This is a genomic window from Neorhizobium petrolearium (assembly GCF_029854435.1).
Taxonomy (GTDB): Bacteria; Pseudomonadota; Alphaproteobacteria; order Rhizobiales; family Rhizobiaceae; genus Neorhizobium; species Neorhizobium petrolearium.
The window spans coordinates 147851-169296 of record NZ_CP123000.1; the positions used below are offsets into that span (position 1 = coordinate 147851).

The 21446-nt window shown below is 57.7% G+C and carries 24 protein-coding genes and 1 pseudogene; 8 read left to right on the plus strand and 17 right to left on the minus strand.

What is annotated here, in order from left to right; translation table 11 throughout:
- The first annotated feature begins 1 nt into the window (after window position 1).
- From QEO92_RS00795 to QEO92_RS00815, 5 genes are read left to right on the plus strand one after another with little or no spacing between them, the layout of a single operon-like run.
- Window positions 2–709: a hypothetical protein gene (locus tag QEO92_RS00795; RefSeq protein ID WP_227701832.1), complete on the plus strand. Its 708-nt coding sequence runs from the start codon at window positions 2–4 to the stop codon at window positions 707–709.
- Window positions 709–1299 (plus strand): hypothetical protein, encoded by a 591-nt coding sequence (locus QEO92_RS00800; RefSeq protein WP_227701833.1) that lies wholly within the window; start codon window positions 709–711, stop codon window positions 1297–1299. The genes QEO92_RS00795 and QEO92_RS00800 overlap by 1 nt, the downstream gene beginning before the upstream one ends.
- A complete protein-coding gene (locus QEO92_RS00805; protein WP_227701834.1) occupies window positions 1286–1690 on the plus strand; it encodes a DUF6950 family protein in 405 nt (134 codons plus the stop codon). Before QEO92_RS00800 ends, QEO92_RS00805 begins: the two co-directional genes overlap by 14 nt.
- The gene (locus tag QEO92_RS00810; protein WP_227701835.1) at window positions 1687–3867 is read left to right on the plus strand and encodes a phage tail protein; all 2181 of its coding nucleotides are present in this window, start codon (window positions 1687–1689) and stop codon (window positions 3865–3867) included. The genes QEO92_RS00805 and QEO92_RS00810 overlap by 4 nt, the downstream gene beginning before the upstream one ends.
- An 18-nt stretch (window positions 3868–3885) precedes the next feature.
- Window positions 3886–6414 carry an SGNH/GDSL hydrolase family protein gene (locus QEO92_RS00815; RefSeq protein WP_227701836.1) on the plus strand — a complete coding sequence of 843 codons (2529 nt, stop codon included), beginning with the start codon at window positions 3886–3888 and terminating at the stop codon, window positions 6412–6414.
- Window positions 6415–6496: 82 nt separating this feature from the next.
- Here QEO92_RS00815 and QEO92_RS00820 read toward each other — a convergent pair whose 3' ends face one another.
- The 7 genes from QEO92_RS00820 to QEO92_RS00850 all read right to left on the minus strand — a co-directional run bounded on the left by QEO92_RS00820 (window position 6497) and on the right by QEO92_RS00850 (window position 14191).
- Window positions 6497–6670: a hypothetical protein gene (locus QEO92_RS00820; protein WP_210048289.1), complete on the minus strand. Its 174-nt coding sequence runs from the start codon at window positions 6668–6670 to the stop codon at window positions 6497–6499.
- Entirely contained in the window at window positions 6670–6966 is a 297-nt protein-coding gene (locus QEO92_RS00825; RefSeq protein WP_227701837.1) for an H-NS histone family protein, read from the minus strand. The genes QEO92_RS00820 and QEO92_RS00825 overlap by 1 nt, the downstream gene beginning before the upstream one ends.
- Before the next feature lie 23 nt (window positions 6967–6989).
- A complete protein-coding gene (locus QEO92_RS00830; RefSeq protein ID WP_227701838.1) occupies window positions 6990–10409 on the minus strand; it encodes a hypothetical protein in 3420 nt (1139 codons plus the stop codon).
- Window positions 10410–10434: 25 nt separating this feature from the next.
- Window positions 10435–10797 (minus strand): hypothetical protein, encoded by a 363-nt coding sequence (locus QEO92_RS00835; RefSeq protein ID WP_227701839.1) that lies wholly within the window; start codon window positions 10795–10797, stop codon window positions 10435–10437.
- Window positions 10798–10839: 42 nt separating this feature from the next.
- A complete protein-coding gene (locus QEO92_RS00840) occupies window positions 10840–11796 on the minus strand; it encodes a class I SAM-dependent methyltransferase (protein WP_227701840.1) in 957 nt (318 codons plus the stop codon).
- A gap of 531 nt (window positions 11797–12327) precedes the next feature.
- Window positions 12328–13059, minus strand: coding sequence for an acyltransferase (locus QEO92_RS00845; RefSeq protein ID WP_227701841.1), 732 nt, complete (start codon window positions 13057–13059; stop codon window positions 12328–12330).
- A 364-nt stretch (window positions 13060–13423) separates the two neighbouring features.
- The gene (locus tag QEO92_RS00850; RefSeq protein WP_227701842.1) at window positions 13424–14191 is read right to left on the minus strand and encodes an ABC transporter permease; all 768 of its coding nucleotides are present in this window, start codon (window positions 14189–14191) and stop codon (window positions 13424–13426) included.
- Window positions 14192–14325: 134 nt separating this feature from the next.
- Here QEO92_RS00850 and QEO92_RS00855 point away from each other — a divergent pair, with 134 nt between their 5' ends.
- Entirely contained in the window at window positions 14326–15165 is an 840-nt protein-coding gene (locus QEO92_RS00855; protein ID WP_227701843.1) for a glycoside hydrolase family 108 protein, read from the plus strand.
- Window positions 15165–15422, plus strand: coding sequence for a hypothetical protein (locus QEO92_RS00860; RefSeq protein WP_227701844.1), 258 nt, complete (start codon window positions 15165–15167; stop codon window positions 15420–15422). The genes QEO92_RS00855 and QEO92_RS00860 overlap by 1 nt, the downstream gene beginning before the upstream one ends.
- A 43-nt stretch (window positions 15423–15465) precedes the next feature.
- Here QEO92_RS00860 and QEO92_RS00865 read toward each other — a convergent pair whose 3' ends face one another.
- A complete protein-coding gene (locus QEO92_RS00865; RefSeq protein ID WP_227701845.1) occupies window positions 15466–15603 on the minus strand; it encodes a hypothetical protein in 138 nt (45 codons plus the stop codon).
- A 97-nt stretch (window positions 15604–15700) separates the two neighbouring features.
- Between QEO92_RS00865 and QEO92_RS00870 the strand changes: the two genes are divergently transcribed.
- Window positions 15701–16120, plus strand: coding sequence for a hypothetical protein (locus QEO92_RS00870; RefSeq protein ID WP_227701846.1), 420 nt, complete (start codon window positions 15701–15703; stop codon window positions 16118–16120).
- Here QEO92_RS00870 and QEO92_RS00875 read toward each other — a convergent pair.
- The 9 genes and pseudogenes from QEO92_RS00875 to QEO92_RS00915 form a co-directional block, all read right to left on the minus strand.
- Window positions 16113–16298: a hypothetical protein gene (locus tag QEO92_RS00875; protein WP_227701847.1), complete on the minus strand. Its 186-nt coding sequence runs from the start codon at window positions 16296–16298 to the stop codon at window positions 16113–16115. The two genes, QEO92_RS00870 and QEO92_RS00875, sit on opposite strands and share 8 nt — an antisense overlap.
- Before the next feature lie 82 nt (window positions 16299–16380).
- Entirely contained in the window at window positions 16381–17058 is a 678-nt protein-coding gene (locus QEO92_RS00880; protein ID WP_227701849.1) for an SOS response-associated peptidase, read from the minus strand.
- A 3-nt stretch (window positions 17059–17061) separates the two neighbouring features.
- On the minus strand, window positions 17062–17556 hold the full coding sequence (locus tag QEO92_RS00885; RefSeq protein WP_227701850.1) for a hypothetical protein: 495 nt from the start codon (window positions 17554–17556) through the stop codon (window positions 17062–17064).
- Entirely contained in the window at window positions 17553–17768 is a 216-nt protein-coding gene (locus QEO92_RS00890; protein ID WP_227701852.1) for a hypothetical protein, read from the minus strand. Before QEO92_RS00890 ends, QEO92_RS00885 begins: the two co-directional genes overlap by 4 nt.
- Entirely contained in the window at window positions 17741–18088 is a 348-nt protein-coding gene (locus QEO92_RS00895; protein ID WP_227701853.1) for a hypothetical protein, read from the minus strand. The genes QEO92_RS00890 and QEO92_RS00895 overlap by 28 nt, the downstream gene beginning before the upstream one ends.
- Before the next feature lie 135 nt (window positions 18089–18223).
- Window positions 18224–18475 carry a DUF982 domain-containing protein gene (locus tag QEO92_RS00900; RefSeq protein WP_227701854.1) on the minus strand — a complete coding sequence of 84 codons (252 nt, stop codon included), beginning with the start codon at window positions 18473–18475 and terminating at the stop codon, window positions 18224–18226.
- Between the two features lie 54 nt (window positions 18476–18529).
- A complete protein-coding gene (locus tag QEO92_RS00905) occupies window positions 18530–18766 on the minus strand; it encodes a hypothetical protein (RefSeq protein ID WP_210048328.1) in 237 nt (78 codons plus the stop codon).
- Window positions 18767–18959: 193 nt separating this feature from the next.
- Window positions 18960–19228: pseudogene (locus QEO92_RS00910) on the minus strand (hypothetical protein).
- 128 nt (window positions 19229–19356) lie between these two features.
- The gene (locus QEO92_RS00915) at window positions 19357–21348 is read right to left on the minus strand and encodes a methyl-accepting chemotaxis protein (protein WP_227701855.1); all 1992 of its coding nucleotides are present in this window, start codon (window positions 21346–21348) and stop codon (window positions 19357–19359) included.
- Between the last annotated feature and the right edge of the window lie 98 nt (window positions 21349–21446).

The following is a 21446-nucleotide window of genomic DNA, read 5'->3' on the forward strand; positions in this document are numbered from 1 at the left end:
CGTGGCTGCGCTTCTCGAATTTCCGCTCACGGCGCTCAAGATTCGCAACCCTGCCGTCGCGCCGGCCTACAATACCAGGCCGGGACACGAAGCAACCAACGGCATGCGCCGCTCGACCGGCATGTCAGGCGCGCAATGGAAAATGAAATTCGACGTGCTGGTGCATGACGAAGAAAGCGTGCGCAACATGCGGGCCTTTCTTTTCCAGATGGAAGCGGATTCGACGCTGGTGCGGATCAGGATGCCGGATCGTTACGGGATAGACGGGCCGTTTGCGCTCGCGACCCAGTCAGTCCGCGACCAGTATCCGGACGGCATTCCGTTCGCCACCGATGCTATGTACGCGACCGGCGTGGGCCATGCAGTGCCGACAGTCGAGACCTATTTTTCGACGGATGCGGATCTCGGCGCGCGGGAAATTCACGTAACCGCGACCGACGAGATACCGGCCGGCTGCGCCATCTCGATCGACGAATTCTGCTATGGCATTGGCGGATCGTGGATCGAGCACGGGCAACAGCGTCTCCGGCTTTCTCCGGTGCTGCGCAAACCTGCGGCGGCCGGCGGCACGATATCGCTCGCACCCGTCTTCGTCGGTTTCTGCCTGACCGACAGCCCCGGTTACGAGGCGCTGGTGCAGGGCTGGTATGGCGAGCACACGCTTGAATTCGTCGAGGACCTGACGCGGCTGGTGGAGAGCGTCGACTGATGCTTTCCGAAACGATCAGATGGGCGACGCGCGGGCATCGCGTGCATTGCGTCATCCTGGCCGAGCTGCAGTTTGATTCCGGCACGATGTATGTCCACAATGAGGGCGGCATTCTGCGATCGCGCGGGTTCGATGGTCAGATTGAGGCGATCGACTGGAAAGGCTTGCAGGGCCTCGCCACCGTCTCCGGGCTCGGCGCATCGAAGATCGGCGCAGCCCGGCAGGTGACCTGCACGCTCAATGTCGAGAGTGCGAACATCAAGGAATGGTTTTTCGAGCGCGAGCAGCGTGAGATAAAGGGGCGGCGGTTCCGCTTTTGGCGGCAGTTCTATGATGCCGACCTCCAGCCGCTCGATCCGCGCGGACACGTCTATACCGGTCTCGGCGACCGGTTGAAGATGAGCAAGAGCGGGCCTTCCTCGCGGCAGATCGTGCTGATGCTGGAGGACTATTTCGTGCGGCGCCGCCGTTCGGCAAACTCCATGGTTACTCACAGCGACCAGCAGCAGCGCGACCCCGGCTCCACCGGCTTTATGTATGTGCAAAAGATGGTCGACCAGACCCTGAACCTGTTCGATGCGCGAAACTGATCTTCTCGACCGCTACTTGGCGGAAGAAAAGGAAAAGACATTCCGTTGGGGCGAGGAAAACGGCGATTGCCTGCTTTTCCTGCTCGGCTGGGCTGAACTGGCGGCTGGCGCGCATGCGAGCCGGCCATGGCGCGGAGAATATGGCGACCATCAGGGCGCTTGGTGGATGCTTGAGCGCTTCGGCGGCGCCATAGCCGCCGTCATTGACGTTCTCGGGCCGCCGCGCCTGGGGAGCGATGCCCGCCGCGGCGATATCGGCCTCATGGCCGCCAACGGCTGGCATCTGGGAATGATCTGCACCGGATCGATGTGGGTTCTGAGAGCCGGAACGCGCGGCGTGAAATTCACCCGCAGCGCACCGGATATCTGCTGGGATTTAAGATTTTCATGAGCTTCCACACTCGCATGCGGGACGCCCGATGGGGGCTTACCTGCAGCACGTCGATCTATTCGCAGGTGGTGTTCCATCCGCAGGCGATCGGGCTGGTGTTCATCAACCTCCTCAGCGCGACGGGGCTTCTCACCGGCGTCGTCGGCGCGATCGGGTTTACCGGGCTCGGCGCGCTGGCATTGGGAGTGGGCTATGCGGCGATCGCGGCCGGCGCCTATTTCCTGTCGCGGGCCTTTGCGCCTGGCCAATCGAAGCCTGCAACGCCGCAGCCTTCCGACGTTCAGTCGAACATCCGGCAGGAAATATCGCCGCGGCGGCGCATCTATTATCGGACGCTCACGGGCTCGGTCATCATCTTCGGATTCCGGCGCGGCGAAAAGAGCTACCTGCTGCACTATGTCTGCGAAGGCCCGATCGAGGGTTTCGCGTCCTTCCGGCTAGACAAGAAGCCGGTGACGCTTGATGCCAACGGCTATGTGCAGGAGGCGCAATACCAGGTAGGTGGGCGCTCCCGCGTGCGGATCCTGACAAAGACCGGCACGATGACGGATGGACCGTTCGATGAGCTGATCGCGGCGTTTCCGGAACTCGACACGCCGATGACGCCGTTCCGGCATCGCGGCTGCGCCATGGCGCTGCAGATCGTCGAACAGGTTCCGGCACAGCAGCTCCAGGACGTCTATCCGAACAACATGCCGACGCTGCAATTCGTCCTGGATGGATGGCGGGACGTCTATGATCCTCGTAGCGAGACCTATGGTTATGGAGGCAATGCCGGGAACTGCCTGCTGACCGAAATCATGGACGTCTACGGCCTGACGCATGAGAGCACCGAAGACATCAATTTCGACAGCTTTGCCGCCTTTGCCGATCACTGCGACGAGGACGTCGCGCTGAAGGCGGGCGGCACGGAGAAGCGTTATCGCTGCGCCGGCGTGATCTATCTCGACAGCGAGAACGAAAGGCGCATCGCTTCGATCGCGACCATCTGCAATGCGGACGTTTATTTCGACACCGAGGGACGTATCGCGGTGCGGCCGAAGATGCGCTCTGTTCCGTCGATCGCGCTAAGGGCCAAAAACGGCGACCATCTGAGCCTCGACCTGGAGGGCGGCCGGGCGCTTCAAAAACTCTTCAACACCGCAAAGGTGACCTATGTGGAGCCGGCGCTGAACTACAAGGCAAATGAGGTTAGCTGGCGGCATCCGGAGCTTCTGGACGAAGACGGGAAGGAATATTCCGAGCCGGTGAGCGCGCTTCTCTGCCCATCGGCGACCCAGGCGCAGCGTATCGGCAAGCTTGCCGTCTATGAGGCAAACCCGGATTTCGCGGGGCAGCTCACCTCCGGGCCGCAGGCGCTCGACCTGATGGAAGACTACGTTTTTACACTCGACCTTAACCCGGAAGACGCTTTCGAGCGGGTGGCCTGCGCATCCGGCACAATCGAATACGACCAGCAGTCGATGGCGGTTTCATCGCCTTTCGTGATCTTCCGCGATGGCGCGAACGACTGGAACGCGACAATCGACGAACAGGACCAAGTGATCGTGCCGCCGGAGCTGCCGTCGAATGTCGATGACGTGGCGCTGAACGTGACGGCGACTGTCGAGTTGCAGGAGAACTCGGCGCCTGTCCTGAAATTTGCCTGGACGGCCGCCGGCGGGGCCGACCTGCCGGACAGCTACAGCCAGCAAGTGCAGGTCTCCGCTGCGGATCTGGATGACTGGCACGACGCGACGGTGAATCAGGATCAGAACACGGCGATTTATGCCGCTGTTGCGGACGGCGGCGCTTATGACTGGCAGATACGGAATATCGCCAGCGGCAAGACCTTCGACTGGCAGGAATCGACCGCGCCGGTGACTGTGGTCGTCGATCCTACGCCGCCGCAGGCACTCGTCGCCTTCTCTGCCTCCGATGGAACGGGGCAGTTCACCGCGAATTTCGGCACGACGAACGATGAGCATCTGGCGACGGTGGCGATCTACCGCGTTCCAGCCGGCGGCGCGCCGGATGAAGGGACGCATCAGGTGGGGCGTTACGCCGTCGCCCCCGGCATTTCCTACGCCCTGCCGATCCTCTCGACGGCAGGGAATTTCGACATCTACGCGCGGCCCTTCAACCGCTCGAACATCTCCGGGCCGCTTTCCGGCCCGGACGGCGCGACCGTGTCCTAAACCTTTCTGGAGACCATCATGGGACTGATAAGCCAGCTCGGGCGTTATGCCTGGCGCAAATGGAAGCTCGACGGCGTATCGTCGTCTGGACCAAACGAACCCGACACGGTCGATATCTTTCCGTTCGTTGACGCCATTGATCAGCAGGTCGCGGCGATCGCAGCAGCAGGGAATTTCCGGGGCGAATGGAGCGCCTCATCCGGCGCTTTTCCGGGTGGCGGGACGGCGACAAAAGGCGACACCTGGCTTGTGACGACCGCCGGTACCACAGGCGGACGCTTCTTCGCGGTTGGAGACCGGATCGTTGCACTGATCGATAACGCCTCCGCAACGGGCTTTGGCGGCAACTGGGGTGTGATCCCAGCCAATGCGAAGACTGTCATCCCCGGCGAAGACACCGGCGAAGGGACCGCCAATGCCATTCATGTGACGACCGAGGACGCGGTCACGGCCGGGATGATGGTGTTTTTCACGATCTTCCGAGCAAACGGCCCTGGCCCGACGACGGTGCAATTCAATGGTGCAGGCCCTGTCTACACGATCAAGACGAACAGCGGCAATGACCCTGCTGAGGGTGGACTGGTTGCCGGTTTGAGCGTGCTTGGCATCGTGTCCGGAGCAACGTTCCGACTGGTGAACGATCAGATTTCGAGTGCGATAGTTGCTGCGGCTGAAGCTGCGCAGGCCGCTGCGGAAGCTGCTGCCGCGAGCGTTGCTGCGCTCCTTTCGATTTACGATACGGAAGCCGCGGCATCTGCCGCTGAAATATCAGCGCTTGTTCACGCCGTAAGACTGAATGGGGGATTGGTTGCCGGCGACGGTTTCGGCGGCCTTTATGTCGATCAACCAAACGGAAGGCCCGCATCGTTTACGTCCAGCGGTGCCACCGCGCGTGCGTGGTACAGGGCAATTGATGCGAGAGGTGAAAGCCGTAATGGCCAAATCGCAACCCGATCCGTAATCCCCGGGTTCTCGAATACCACCAACAAGCAGATCATGTCGCGCACGCGGCACTTTGCTCGGGACCAGGTTTCAGAGATCCAGCTTCTCTACCCAAACTGGTTTCATAACGGGAATACGGAGACTGGAATCGACGGCTCTATCACCGTATCCGCCTCAATCGAGTATCCGGTTGGTGAGTTTCATCAGGTAACGTGGGGTGGCGCGACGAGCACTGCAATTGCCGACCGAACGACTTCCGCACCGTCCGATATGCTCGCCATCAGCATACCGGACGGCGCGGAATTCTTCATCAGAACGTATTCGACAAGCGCAACCGGGATCCTATTCTCCGCGACGGAGGACAGTGCGCGCGGCGAAGGTGCAGAGTTCGGATCTTCCGGTATCACAGACAAGACCATGGGCGGCACGATCGCCGACAGCGGCACCAATGCCGTCTACGGCCCGTGTGCTATTATTGGAACGACGAGCAAGCCGTCCGTCTTCGTCATTGGCGACAGCCGCGAGAGCGCTGCTGGCTTTGACACGCCGAACTATCTTTCGGTGATCGGACATGTTGCACGGGCCGTCGCTCCAACATGCGCATATATCGACGTATCCAGGGGCGGAGAGCGCCTGGCAGAGTTCGTGGCGTCTCACGCTCGCCGTATCGCGTTGGCTCAATATTGCAGCCATGTCGTCATTCATATGGGCATCAACGATTTTACGGCCGGGCAGACCTCGGCAGGGGCGCTGGCCGATCTCGACACAGTCATCGGCCTTTTACCTAATCAAGAGGTTTGGTTGGGTACTGTTGAGCCGGTTACGACGTCGAGCGACGGGTGGAGTTCCGTATCTGGCCAGACCATAGACGCGACGTCCAACTCCGCTCGTATTTCCTATAACAACACCGTTCGGTCAGGTGTCGATGGCGTTGCCGGGTACTTCGATATTGCCGATGTCTTCGAGAGCGCGCGGGACAGCGGAAAATGGAAGGCCCCCGCCGGCGTACCTCTGACCAGTGACGGCACGCATCAGACATTGGCAGGCTATCAGTGGGGCGAACAAAGCGGGGTTATCAGCACGAGTTCGTTCTTTGTTGGCGGGGCATTGAAGTTCCCACGTTTCGCTTCTGCGCAAGAAGTCCGGGAACGAAGAGTGTCCGGGCTTCCGATTGATCCCGCTGCTCTCGGCTTAACTGTCGCTTTCAAGGTGACGAAAAACGCAGCTGATCAAGTCGTCACGACGGGCGCCAGTACAAAGCTGACATGGGCAGCAGAAGCGTTCGACACAGTGAATGCGTTCGATCTTGTCAACGCCCGCTGGACACCGCCGGCCGGTCGATACCGCCTGCATGCCCAGGTTTACGTGACCGTCAATGTCGTGGATGCCGCACAATTCCAGATACGGATCGCCAAGAACGGGGCAACAGCGGCCGAATACGTTCTGCGGCCTAGCGGCACGTCGGCTCAATCACTGGCAATTGATGCGATATTCGAGGCCGATGGAGACGATTACTTTGAGGCGTGGGTCAACCTTGGCGGTACGGGCGACAAGACCGTTTCAGGCGACGTCACCCGCACCTATTTCGAGGGGCATGCTATCTAGGACAAGTATCATGCAGCGGCACACCGGGAACTGTGCACACCGGGTGCGGTTCATATCTCGTCTGTCGTGGACTTTAGGGTAGCTAGTCCTCGATTTCGAGCCGCTCCCAATCATCCAGTGTGGTTGGGGGGGCTTTCGGGTAATCGACCTCGAGCGGCACTTCCGGTTGCTGGATTCCAGCCTGCCATTCGAAATCCTGTTGCGCGACATCTTCCATTGAAGCGAGTGGTCGCGGCTTCACGATTGGCATTCTCATTATCGTTGTCCCTTTATAAGGAAGTCGTCACGAGATCCCCCCCTAGCCTCGTGTTCACGAAGCCACTTTGGCGTTACGCCCTGTCCCGACCAACTATGCCCCTCAGGAGAGCGATACTTCGCCTTGTGCCGATATTTAGTCGCCTTCGCAGAGGTTCGAATCTTGTTGACCTCAGCTAGCTCTGCGAGGAGCTCGTTCCTGCGTTCATCAGCTTTCTGCAGGAGGATCTTATCGATTTCACCTCTGAGGCTGAGTAGCTCTGCATAGCTCATCTCGTTTAGGGGGATATCAGCCATCTGATGTTGTTCCATGCCGTCTATTAGCGTTTGATCGGGAAGAGTATAGCTCCAATACGCCGATACCTAGGATTACTCAATTTCGCGAAAAATGCCGACGGGTCAGCGTTGAATTCGCGAACGTCATCTGAATTTCCTAATTTCCTAACGAAGGGTCTCACGAACGGCATTATAGGTCGATGAGTCCAGTGCGGCGATGTAGGGAGTTTCGCGTTTGATGGGGTTTTGGTCGAGGGGCGCTTACTCAGACTTTGGTTTGCCTCCATTAGGGCTCGTTCTCCCGCTCGCCAATAAGATGGGTGTTGTGGTCGACCGCGCTCGAATGGAGCAAGGAGAAAGCGACGTTGAAGCCCGCTGAACGCGTCCTCAAGTTCGTGGCCTTCAAACAGTTTGGCGTCTTCAGCCTTCGGGTTGGATAGAAACCGCTCCATCAATGGAAGCGTGATGTCAGGTCGAATCTCGGTCGTTCCCGATTGCCGGCCAAGAACCCGGCAAACATCATCGGCGAAGCTTCGTGCTCCATCCTGTATAGCGTTTATTAGTTGCACGCGATGCGGCAATACCTTTCCGGCATACTTCGGTCTGAAAGAACCGTCGGCTGTCCTTTCAATGGATTGGACCGTGGGGGTAATATCACATAGGAGATTTTCGATCATAAGTCGGTTTGCAAGGACCGGCTTGTTCTCCGTCATTGTGCACTCTTCGAGATAGTAAGCGTGTATGCGGTGACCGGCCGGCTTCCAGCGTGCCGCGGCAGCGAGCGTGGCGAAATAATACCCGGTGATCGGCTTCCCAATAAGCTGGCCCAAGCTACCTTGCATGTTTGCGTTCCAGCCGACGTCGACGACCGCGAAAGCCGCGTCGGCAAACAGGCCTTTAGACTTCAGATAATCGCGATAGACTGCCCCTTCGGCCCTGCTTACGCTCAGAATATCATCCTGAAGCGATGTTAGTAGATGGACCAATTTGGTTCTCTCTGGCCCACTTTGGTGCACTTTATCGCCTAGGCTTTTGTAGCCAGCTGCCCGAATCTTCTTGCCATCGATGTCTTGCAATTGGAGGCCAAAACGATTTGCCAGAAGGCTTCCAAGCGTCGCTGTCTGGTCTACCGTCTGCTTGCCGAGTTCAATTATATCGGCAAGAGTCTGCATTTGCGCCACTCTGATGGCTCGACGTGAACCCCATAGATAACTCGAGCGAATGCCTGATGGGGACTCAAGCTCGATCCGATCGAAAACATCCTTGAGTATTTTACCTTCACGGGAGAGGAAATGCAGGACTTGCGTGTCGTGCTCAAGCGCAGCGGTCCGTAACCACGTGACGAAGCCATAGATGAGCGGTCCGAGTGTGGCGTAGCCCAGCTTCCATGGGTCTCCACCGGAGATACTCATTGAGATATTCTTTGGGTCGTCAAACAAGGTTCCGGCAATCGCAGCCGCTGTCACGCTACGGCCGAGGCTGGTAATGGGGGGTCTCTTCTTGGGAAAACACGGAGCGAACGATTCGTGTTTCCAGAGGTACTCGACCGCCCTAGGTACATGGAAGGGTGTAACGCCCTTTAGTTGAGCCGGAATTACATCAGTCTTCTCATTGTCGCCGACGTGTACGATTTCTGACGCAGAAATTCCGCGGTGGGCAGCGATGTGATCGAACAGGGCGCCGGATTTTTTCGTTAGACTTACTTCGCTGGAAAGGTAGACATACTCGACATGTGTCAGCCCTGATCGTTCAATGATTGCATCGATCGTAGAACGGGGCAGGTACATGTCGCTGGTGACGCAGATTGGGACCATTGCTTGAATGGCTATATCGAACAGAGCGGAGCCGAGAGGACGATTTTGGCATGAGCTCGCTTCAATTTCTAATTCTCGATCGCGGAACCGCGTCACCTCTGCCTCGGTAAGCCCCTCTGCCGAAGCCAGTTCCTTGTAGATGTCGTCGATGGAAATCTCGTCGCCTTTCGCATTGGCGCGAGCCATGAGTTCTGCGGCTAACCGTTTGTCGGCAAAATCGAATGGCACGTCTGCGCCACCAGACCGCAAATCCTGCTCGATATATCGATAGAGATCGGCAGGCTGCTCGAAGCCCCGTTTGACGAGAGTGTCGAACAGGTCGAATGAAATCAGCTTCGGTTTCTTTTTTGCCAAGAGCTCCGCAAACTGAGTAGCCTTTGACGGTTCCTGTTGGGCTAAGCCGAGCTTAACAAACGATGATGTCACTTCATGCCCTCGAAACGCTCTCATGACTCGGTCTGCGTAGTCTGGATCAATCGTGCCAAGATCGGGTAGGCGATCAAGCAATGGGCGATCGCGGCGGCCATGAATTTCCTCGATGAGGTGCACGAGGAAGCGACCATCAGATGTGATCGCCTCATTAAGGGGCTGGTGTTTATTGAGCGCAAAACTCAATACTCTCTGGCGCTTTTCCGCTGTGTCCACGCTGGCATGATCGAAAGGCCTTAAATGGGTGTTTCCGAAAACCACCAACGGAATGTCCCACATCATAGCCTGTAGACCCAGGCCGGAGGTGGCGGTCGCAATTTCATCGGCGAACTGCAATAAGTGTTGCGACACCGATGGCACTTTTGAAGTGCTTGGATCATAGACGAGATCTGGGCGCCGCTCCTGCAGCAGCGACGTGAACTCCGGAGACATTATCTGATCACGATAAAGCCGAGACACGTATTCGGTTACGACGATCGCACTTTGCGGGCTTATTGTGTCTATTGCTTCAAGGCAGAATTCTGCTTGAGACGAGAAGCCGGTGTCGACTTTGAATGCGTAATGGTCGGAGATTTGGAGGGGTAAAAGCGTCAGTTTGTCTCTCCCGCCTTTTGCCAATAACGCCCGCCGAGAAGAGTAAGGCAAGCGTCCAAATATTTCGCGGGATTTGGCCGAGACGGATTGGGCTAGCGAACTTGGTGACTGCTTGGCGAGAATTTCTGAAGCCGCTTTGTATTGTACTCCATCCCGGTATAGTCCTACCGGGTCAAATACCGTGGTTTGTGGATATGGCGCTCTCGCCAATGCGCCTGGCATTTGGCTGATTATAGTTGCGTCGGGATAGATGGTTCTCAGGTAGGGTACGGGCGCTTCCCAGACGAGCACTACGTCTACCTTTGGTGGCAGTTGAGGAGATAGCCATTTCGCGATCCGATCCGAAAGACCAAAAGCTTCTGGATCGCGATAGAGATGCGGTGCGGGGTCCTCCCAGGAGCCAATCACCTTTATCGAGGCAAGCGAGTCCATTTCGATGACGTTAATACCGTCGAGGGAGTGATTTAGGTGAGTTTGGTAGGCGGAAGGGCAGGATACCGTCACAGACCAGCCACGTGACTGCAGCAATTCGGCTTGGATGAGCAGGTGTTTCGCGAATGAATTTAAGCCGAAGAAGATATCTCCGCCTTGGCCAGCCCATGGTGGGCACCAGATCAGCACGTGCATGTTTTGTCTGTCCTGAAGTGAGTGGTCATGGAAAATGCTGGCGGTGGTTCAGCGCCGCCAGACAGAGTGCAATCGCCGGCGACGACGCCATAGAAACCGGCTCATCGTTGATTCTTGCGCCGCCTCCGCTCTCATCCCAACGGCACGCTCCGCCATGCTGCGGCGCCACAAGTTCCGCCAGTCCTCTGGCATGCTGAATATACGCTGTATAGCGGGGGATGTTTGCTCTTCCTTTACCAGAGTGGTGCAGCCACGAAACCTTCGGCGCACCTGCATCGGCTTCATCAACAATCTTTCGATACCCAATGAGAACCGAAATCTCCGTGTCGAGAACGCGATCTGGTCCGTTTTCTTGCTTCAAAGCGTCCAACAAAGTCTCAATTGACATTCGAGGCACCTTTCAAACGTACGATCACGGCGGCAGAGCGGCTTATTTAATTGCTTCCATGAAGAGAGACATTTCCGGATCGGTTCGGTCGAAATACCTACTATCTCGAAGAACCGGTATAGAGCTCTTGAGATAGGCGCTCTCATTAATCCTAGAGAACCCCGCTTCATGAAGCAGCCGTTTTAGCTTTTCTCTGCTAAACCAGTTTACGTGACCGCCGGCTGATTGGTTCAACTCGCGAGAGGACAATCGAGACGCTTCGTCAAAGGCTTCGAAGATATCGGAGTATCCTGCAAGAAACTTGACACATTGGGCTCTGTTCAAGGTTATAGGGTTTCCCTTGTGGGTAAGGAGACTCGTCCATTCGATAAGAAATTCTGCTGCGAGCTCGGCCAACAGAGGTTCCCTCATTTTGCTCATCGGCGTGGACTGACGCCCGGTTTTCGCGATCAGGTAGTTCATGAAGAACACCCAATCGCGTTCGCGATAGGCATTGGCAATTTGCTCTGCATCAGGGCACACGATTCGCAGAACTCCGCCTGGTTCAAGCAGTCGTTGCGCTTCGGAAAGGAGGAAGGTGACATCCTGAGGAAAGAGATGTTCGATGACGTGACTCGTGTAAATCACTTTGAAGAAACTGTCTTCCTCACTCATTTGGTCACCGGTGTACACATCCCAATAGTAATCGACGGGCGCCTGTTTTACGCCGCGCCGCATTTCGGTCCATGCAGCACTACCGTCGCCGTATTTCTTGTCTGCGGTGCGCCAGTTTGAATGTCGGAATGAACCGGGGCCAATATTGAGAAACGGACGCCTGGCCAAGTCGGCCTTTGAATAGGATATGGCATAAGCGTCGTCGAAGAACCGTTTGGCGATCCTTCCAGAAATTATCGAGGCAGCCTCTTTCTTCACTGCTTTCTCGATCAGCGCAGGGTCTTTGAGGATTTCCTTGGTCTTTTGAGCAATCGCATCAGCGGATCGTTCGTTGAAGTTGGCCATACCCTACGTCCTAATGTCGTTGTCTAACTGATTGTCACTGATCTTTGATCGGAGCGCCGCCACGCATAGTGCGATCGCAGGATTGGCGGCCTGCGCCGGCGGATTGCCTGAAATGATTGCCGACCCCATTCCGGGTTCCCAACTGAATCCTCCCTTCGCGTAAGGAGCGATCCGCATCAAGAATTCCAGCGCATGGTCAATAGTCGCGGTGAAACTGGGGAGGGTTGTCACGGTTGTATTCGACGGTGAATTCCATGTTGCAAGAGCTAGATCAGCGCAGCCGGGGGTAGGCCTATAACCGGCGATGAGTCCGAGAGCTGTGTCTAGCTTCTTGCTCGGCTGATCAGCCTCTTCCAGTTCCTGTAGTAGCGCCCGTATGCTCATGACCTCACCTTGTAAAAGCTCCTAACAGGTTAAATGCAGAGAATCCACCAGGCACATTGCGTTCCGTTCGGGTTATACAAAGGAGCGCTGCATAGCCAAGTGTTATCTGCGACAGACCGCCATCACGCCTGTCACCACACAATGCGCTTAGCGGAACAGCGACCTGACCTTGGAATATATTCGGCCCCTCATTTTCGATCCCGATTGATCCGTTATAGTCGCAACGTCCACCCCGCGCGCTTGCAAGAGACTGTCCAGAAACCTAGGGGAAGGATCTTCCGAGAGAGATCGGCGATCCCAAACAACGCCTCTTCGGACGACCTTTGCCGGAACTCCGGCGATCATGCATTCGCTCTCCGGGATGGTTCGATTGACAAGCGTTCCGGCACCAATGATCGTGTTTTTTCGGACGCGGACGCCCTTCATAATGCTTACATCATATCCCGCCCAAACCCATGGTTCGATTACGATTGAAGCGGGATAATTGAGCCTCTTTCCGGAGGAAATATCGATTACTGAATGAGAATCGCCAGTTCTAACGATTAGTCCGCGGCTAAATATGCCGCCTTCTCCAATCTCAATTGATGTCCCGTACTCCACATGAAGGACAGCATCAACAAGACCGACCATTTTGCCCACCTCGATCGACCCGCCGTCACCCTTAAACACGACGACGCAGTTTATCTTGCAGTGCTTTCGGATGATCAAGGTGTTGTTGGACCCAGCGAACGTCACTTTGAGGCGTATGATGTTGCATCCCCCTTCGATGACGACCTTGTTCCCACGGCCCAGCGAGTGGGCAACAAAGACTTTCTTCGAAAGAGCCACTGAGGGATGGATATTGAGGGAAGGTTTGTTTGCTGGGTCTTGTTCAGTCATGGTGCTGTTCGTCAAGTTTCTCGGTTAAAGCCGCTATGCAAATGGCGATTGCTGGTGTCGCCCCTACGCATCGGGGGCCCTGGTTGATCCTTGCACTGAATGGGGCGTGGAACGTGCAGGCGCCGGCGTGCTGTGGCAAGAGAGTTTCCGCGAGGGACCTTGCATCTTCGATCGTAGACGTGAAAGAAGGTATGTGCTTCGTGGACTCTCCGTTGGGGTCGAACCACTTTACCTCACCGTTTCCGGCTTCTCGCCGGTAGCCAATTATACGCGCAAGAGCCAGGTCTAGTGTTCGATCTGGATGAGATGCCGCTTGGAGCTGACGGATTAGATCCTGTATTGCCATTACTTAACCCTCTGGTCGTTAGCGGGTTCGCCCGACGGGCCACATTGTGAAGATGAACAGCCCGACGAACGCGACAACGATCGACCACCAGAAGACATACGAGAAGTTGACTCCGTCTGTAGCCCTAACGCCATAGAACCCCTCTCTGAAGATTATAACGATTTGAGTGATGGGGTTCGCCAGAAGGACTTCACGGTACGGGTGGGGCATTTGACTCGGAATGTAAAAGACGCCCGAAAGCATAAACAGAGGCCTCGTGACGATGCCAAAAATTTTCTGGTACAGCGGGAAACGCTCAAAGAGAACGATGTTGGTTAACGCGACGCCAGATGCGAGCGTCCATGCAAAAATAACCGCCTCCAAGACCGCACTCCAAATAATGTCGTGCGGATGTGCCTCGAGTTTACGCGTCCCGGCCAGTATGATGAATCCGACAACTATTGATGTTAAGGCTTGGAGTATTGCTCGGCCAACGATGGGGTCGATGGGAGCGACCCTTGGGTACTGCATTAGGTTTTTGTTGGCCGCGATTGATGACGATAAATAATTCACCATCCCATTGTACATGCCGTATGCGATGAAACCAGTAGCGAAAAAGTGGGGGAAAGACTCTCCCATAGCTGGGACACGAGCAAACGACGAAAAGATGGCACTCATCATAGCGACATATGCTATCGGTTCTAGGAGCGCCCATAGATAGCCGCCAGGGCTTCTTCCATATCTTGTGGCCACCTCACGCATGACGAATGCAATCACAATTCGAAGATGTGCGGATTGATGATCCAAGTATAGCTCCTGAGCGTTTGGCCGTTTCGGTCTCCTAGGTATCGCTAAGTAAGTCAATCATCAATATCGAGTTTATAGATCGCCCTGACGCACGCGCAGTGGCGCCTCATCGTGCCTTAAATCGGAGAAAATATATGGCTCGGGAAACTCTTCCCGTCGCTCTTGACCTTATGTTTGGTCACGAGGGCGGCTATGTGAATGTCAAATCGGATCGCGGTGGCCCCACGAAGTATGGGATCACGCACACAACACTCGCGGCGCATCGCGGCGTTTCTTCTGTAACGGCCGATCAGGTCAAGCGCATGACGCTGCAAGAGGCGGAGGCGATCTACCGTCGCTCCTACTGGTCTCAGTCTGGGGGTGACATTCTGCCGGCCGGCCTTGACTATGCGGCGTTCGACTTCGGTGTGAACTCCTACCCAACGACGGCGGTAAAGAAGCTCCAGAAGGTGCTTGGCGTTCGTGAGGACGGCCATGTCGGCGAGCAGACGGCCGCAGCGGTGGCGACATATCCCGGTGGCCTAGAGAAGTTGATTCGCGACTATTGCGAGGAGCGCATGCGGTACCTGCGCAGCCTCACCAACGCGAAGACCGGCTTCCCGGCGAACGGTCGTGGCTGGACGATCCGTGTCACCGGCAAGGACCCGAAGAGAGAATGGAAGGATCAGCCGGGCGTGGTCGGGAATGCCATCCGGCTTGCCGCTGCAGCGCACGATAACCGCCCCGGGAATTCCCTGCCGCTGCCGATCAACGCTCCGCCTGAGGCCGAAGCCAAGGCGGACGTGCGAGATACAGGCGTGATCGAGATCATCAAGAAGCCGGAGGCTCTGCTTCCTGGGGTTGGCACTCTGCTGACGGGCGTCTCTTCGATCACTGGAGACGGGCCGGTCGCCTGGATGATCGCGATCTGCGGCATTGCCATCGTCTTTGCCGGCATCTGGTATTTCATCCGGCGGGTTCGGGAGGCGGGGTAATGTTCGGCCTCCTTGACTGGCTCAAGATTGCCGGCGGGGCAGGAATAGGCTTCGTTGCCTGCCTCACCATCAATGCGTTTGTGTGGCTTCCTGCCGCCCGTGACGAGGCCCGCCAGCAGGAGCGCGCGGCGGCTCTACAGAAAAGCATGGAACTCATTGAAGAACGGGGCAAAACCAATGCCGAAATCCGCAATCTTGATGATGCCGGCCTTTGCGCTGCTCTTGGCGGCTTGTACGTCAACGGCGCCTGCCAATAATGGTGCCGGGTTCGAAATGCTCAGCCCGTCTTCAGCCACACGATCATTCATCATCAACAATGATCGCCCGTTTGCTGAGCAGGTTGCGGGCCATAATCGGACCTGTGGCGCTCAGCCGGCGTGCCGGAAGTGAGGTCACCATGCGCTTCCTGCAAACCGAGCCGTTCAAGGTCTTCTGCATCGTGGCGGCTATCCTGATCGTCGTCGCTTCGCTGTTCTGGTAACCGCGCGGCACTGTCTATTTCTGGCATACGCATTTCGAAAGGGCATGGGGACTGATGGCGGGACTGGAGAATGAAATCATCCTCATGCTCGGGGAGCTGCGCGAGGGGATGAAGCGCCAAGAAACTGCGATAGGCCATATCAACAAGAAGCTGGAGGTTGAGGAGAAGAGGGCGAGGGAATCCCGGTCCCGCATTCATGAACGGCTCGACAAACAACAGAGCGACATTTCCCATCTGGAGACGACGGTCGTTCTCAGCGGTCAGACCGTGGCCCAACAGAGGGACGTGATTGTCGGCCTCAAAAAGACGATCGACGAGGATATCTCGCCGACGATCGAGGAGGTGAAGGACATCAAGCGGCTGGGAAAAACGGCCTCATTGATCTTCGTTGGCCTTGGCTTCACGGCCGGCGGGGTCTTCTTCACCATGTGGGATACCGTCAGACCGTGGCTTGGGAAACTGCTCCTCAGATAAACCGCATGACCATCGCCACGACCTGCAGCGCAATCAGTGCGGCGATGATGACGAAGATTGTCCAGCTCGACAGCCGATGCATGGTCAATCCCGGTTGAACGGCTTGTGCGGGTAGTGCTCGCTGCAATGCCATATCGGCTTGTCCGCCTTCGATCGCGCGAAACCGTAGCAACCCCATTCGGAGCATCCCGGATGTTCGCACCAGTGATTGTCGTGGATGCCGGCGCCCGGCTGTTCGGTTCGAGTATCGGGACTGATGCTCATAGCAGGCTCGGTTCCTTCTGATCTTGAGGTTTTGCCGGCGGATCGACGATTACCAGCATGTTTCCCGGCAACGGCCGCTGCAGGTGCTTTGCCTCCTCCCAGGGCGCTGTCAGCCAGAGATCGATCTCTTCCGGCGTGGTTAGAATCGCCGGCATGGCCTTCTGATGGATCGGAGAGACGATCTCGTTCGGCGTCGTCGTCAGGAATCCGAACAGCTCGTATTCCCTCTCGCCGTCGCGGACCTTGCGGACGCCCTTCCACGGCGTCCAGAAGCCCGCGAAGAACATCAGCGGGCGTTCCTCGTTTCCGGCAAACCATGCATTCGGCACGCGGCCGCCTTCCACCTTGCGCGCCGGATCGGGCTCGGCAAAGGATGTGAAAGGCACGACGCAGCGGCTCGTCGGGCCAAGCCAGCGCCGCCAGTGCGGCGAGCTCACGTTGCGGATGTTCGTCACGCCGGGGTCGTAGTTTTTCACGAAAGCCGGTGGCGAGGGCATTCCCCATGTGAGGCTGGCAATCTCCCGCTGCCCATCTTCCCCCACTCGTACGACCGGCGCCTGGTAGCCGGGATAGACGTCCAGAGACGGCTGGTTCCAGCCGGCCTTATCCCGGAAGGCCCTGGTGAACTGCAGGACGGCCTCGCGGCTCGTCGTGACGTTGTAGAGATTGCACATGTCTCACCTCGGCAGAGAAGAAATCTCGATCACGCTATCGCAACGTTTGCACTCTTTGCAACGCAGCCGTCCGGCGAGGTCCTTCAGGCGCGCCTCCCGACCGCATCTCCGTTCCAGCGCTTTGCGGTTCAAAGTTCCATAGCGCCCGCAGCGGCATCTGGCGGTAAGAACTTCCCATTCCTGAAGGTCAGCCAGCCGTTTCCCCGTTGCAATTTCAAACTCGTCGCGGCTGACCAGCCCCGTTCGATCTGCCCACTCATCATGAGTGAAATAGTAGTGCAGTGTGCACCGGTTGTAGAAACCGCTCTTGGACCGATCGCACCTCACAGCTTTGGCGAGATCTCCCAGCAAACCGGGCATGCTAACGTCGCCGTGTTCTTCGAATAGTGCTGTTCCGTCGAAACTTCGCAGGATCTCGCATTCTTCGCAGATCACATTGACCTTCCGGCCTTTGCGATCGGCCAGCGTCTCCACCATCTTCATTTTCGGTTTGGTCATTCGTGGCGTTCGTAGCTCGGCCGCCAGCCGCGCGAGAAACCCTTGCTGCCGGCGAAATCGGACAATTCGAGTTGCTGCCTTAGAAACTGACGGTCCCTAATCAGGGTGGCGATCGCCGCCTTTGCGTCTCCATCATGCCAGGCGAGCTCTGCCTCGACAGCCCAGCGCAGCTCATCGTCTTCCGTCAGTAGTTGAGCGGGATCGGCTGACATTCTGCAAATTCCTCGGTCTGGCCAAACCCGACGATTTTCACCTGAAAACGATAGCTGCCCTGCGGCTTCCAGTGCTTGAGTTGCGCTTCAGGATCCCTGCCGAGGGCGATCTGCTGTGAATAGAAGTCGGTGTACTCTTGATACCAGGCCTCGCAATCCTTCGCGACTTCGTCGAAGGTGGCTTTCCGGCCGCACCCGGCGCAATAGATCGTGTCGCTGGCGCCCGGGAAATCGCACTCCTTCATCAGGCTTCCACCACAACCGGCGCAAATCGCCTCCCCGAAGTGGCGCAAGCCGTCGTCATTGTCGTCGATACGCATAGGTTCTCCTTCGCGCCGAAGCGCGCTGTTATCGTCAGATTTCAGGTTGGAGCACAGCCGCCTTGCGGCTCCGATGTTCTAATTATGTTCTCATCGTCGCATGAGTCAATCAGGAATTTGAGATATTCGTTCTGGCTATTGATCCCGCACGAACACGCCAGCCTCCGCCGCCGCCTTCAGGAAGGCCTCACGAGCAAGCTCGGGCGCCTGTCTCCCTTCCAGCACGGCAAGGCAGATGCGCTGCGCCGCGAAATATTCTTTGCCCTCGTCGACCGGCCACGCGAGCAACAGAGCACGGGCGGCTTCCTCCGTGCTGGTGATCGTGCGATAGCCGCCTTGATCGTCTTCCTCATAAGTCACCGGCCTGTTCCAGTGTCCGCGCTCCATGACGCAAGGCCTCCTCTCGATCAAGGCAACGCATGATCGCGAAGAGTCGTTCCGCTATTCGAGCTTCCGCTTCAGCGCCATCAGCAGCGCATCCAGCTCGGCATTGGCTCCGGCCGCCAGCATGAGATTGTCCGCAACCTCGATGATGGCCGCCAGCACTTCCTTATCATCCCAGCCCGCCTTGACCGCGCCTTCTATGATGTCCTGCAATGGCAGTTCGACCGCCATCTGACAGAACAGGTGTCGGTTCTCGTTGCCGGGCGGAACGGTTGGCGGAGGGATGCTGCTCATTCTGCCGAGATAGCGGAAAAGCCGCTCTCGACAAGCCCGCTTCGGTTTTACACCCCGCTTGAACTCATTTGGTTTTTCAGGATGGAATTTGCCGAGTTTTACAGCGAAGTGCCGGCAATCGCTCAAATAGGCCGAGCTTCCCAAGCTGAATACGAGGGTTCGATTCCCTTCACCCGCTCCAGTTTTCCGACAATCACATCAGCTTGCCCCAGGCAGGGTTCCATTCTACTCCCTCTGAAAGTTCCACGAAGATCGGTTGCTTGTCCGGTCCCTGGTCTTGTTCTCCGCCATCCGAAAGGCGTCATCCGGCTCCATCTCTTCGCCGGGGAAGATCGTGTCGTTCTCGGCTGGATCGGCAACTCTTCTGATATAGCCGCGGATCTGGTCTCCGGAATGATAGAACCTGATGATCAAGGCGCCGGGCGCCGGTTCGCCGCCGCGGTAACGATAATAAGTGTGCATTTTTTCCCTCCATTGTCAGTACCTCTACCTGACCTGCGGAAGTGTGAAATGTTCCCTGTATTTCTAGAGGAAGGGCGGCCCTTGGGTCGCCCTTGATCGTGCTGACTGATGCTTTGCCGTACTTCGGTTCAGAGTTCCGTCCGTCCGGCTTTCTGGCTTGCTGCTGTCGAACCGCCGCCGAAGGCGCCGGCAAGCGTTTGAGCAAGCGCCCGCGCCGGCGATGCAGCCGGACGGGCCTCGCTATCGGAAGCAGCCCGGACTGCCGGCTTGGCTGCCGCCGCGGTGGTCGGCGAAGCCGGCCGCGAGGTCAAGGACGCCGCTGCGGTTGCATATCCGCCCGTGCCGGTCAGCTTGAACTGGCCGAGCAGGTTGGTGAGTGCCGTCGCTTCGGTCGCCAGACTATGGCTCGCTGCGGTCGTTTCCTCGACCATGGCTGCGTTCTGCTGCGTGCCCTGGTCCATCGCGTTCACCGAAGTGTTGATCTCCTGCAGGCCGATGGACTGCTCCCGCGAGGCGTCCGCGATGGCATGGACGTGACCGTTGATCTCCTGCACTTCGTGAAGGATGGTTTCGAGCGCCTTGCCCGTTTCATCGACGAGCGCGACACCGGTCTGGACATGCGTGCCGGACGTGGTGATCAGCGCCTTGATCTCCTTCGCCGCATGGGCCGAACGTTGGGCGAGTTCGCGCACTTCCTGGGCCACGACCGCAAAACCCTTGCCGGCGTCACCCGCGCGGGCCGCCTCCACACCGGCATTGAGTGCCAGAAGATTGGTCTGGAAGGCGATGTCGTCGATCACGCCGATGATATTGGAGATCTCACCGGACGATTTTTCGATCTCCTGCATCGCATTGACCGCCTTGCGCACCACGTCGCTGGATTTCTCGGCGCCGGTGCGGGTGCGGGTCACAAGCTGGCTCACTTCCGCGGCCCGCTTTGCCGCGTCCTTCACGGTTGTTGTGATTTCCTCGAGCGCCGCTGCAGTCTCCTCGACCGAAGCGGCCTGTTGCTCGGTGCGTTTGGAAAGCGCATCGGCGGAGGAGCGGATCTCGCTGGCGCCGCTATTGATCGCCGTGGCGTTCGCGCCGACCGCGATCATCGTCTCGTTGAGCGTGCTGACCGAATTGTTGAAGTCGACACGCAGCGAATCGAGATGCGGAGCGAATGGCGTTTCCAGGCGCGAGATGAGGTCGCCGGAGGCGAGGCGCCGCAGGCCTTCGCCGAGCGAGCGCATGGCACGTTCCAGTTCGCCGGCTTCCGCCGCACGCTGTGCGTCGCGCTCCTGGCGTTCACGGTCGCTGAGGTCGCGATCGGCGGTGGCGCGCACTTCAAGATTGACGCGTTCGATTTCGTTGCTGCGGAAGACCTGCACTGCTTGCGCCATGAAACCGATTTCGTCCCGGCGATCGAGGCCGATGATGTCGCTGACCGTATCACCCTCCGCCAGCAGCTTCATTCGCTCGCTCAGCTTATTGATTGGTGCCGCAAGGCCGACCTGAGCGACGTAGATGCCGAATCCGATCAGCGCGAGGGTAGCAATGCCGATGATGGCGAAGCAGAGATTGATGCGCTGGTTGACTGTATCGGAGAGCGCATCGCCGCCGTCGTCCAGAAGCTTCATCAATGCGTCGTTGTTGGCGATCATCTTCGGCGTAATGGCGGCGATACCCGCACTGATCTGCGCCATTGCGTCCGCTGCACCTTTTTCATCGCCGACTCTGTGCAGGTCGAGCGCTTTCTTGGTCACCTGCTCGAGAGCGGTGACATCCGCGATGAGCTCATCCGCCGCCGCTTTCCGGCTCGGTACGAGCTCGGCCGCCTGCTGCAGGCGTTCCCGGGCCTGACCGAACTTCGATGCCGCCTTGGCGGCCGTCTCCGCCTCCTTCGATCCGGCCGGCATGTTCAGCGAGAAGCTCGCCTGAAGGACCGACGACAGCACAGATGCGTTTGCGCGGGAAGCCTGCATGGCGGCCGACGCTTCATGGTCGATGAACGTGCTGTAGCTCCCGTCGGCGTGTTTGAATTCCTGCACGATGTAGATCAGGCCCGCCACCGAAACGAGCCCGAGAAGAACGACGACCGAAAGGATCTTCGTCCGGATTTTCATATTCTGCAACATGGAGTCCTGCCCGCGCCGGGTCTACCGCCGCCTTGTGGAAGTGAGAGGGGGAAATGCTTGAGAGGTGCGACAGCCCGCATCATGTGGCCGGTCTTAAT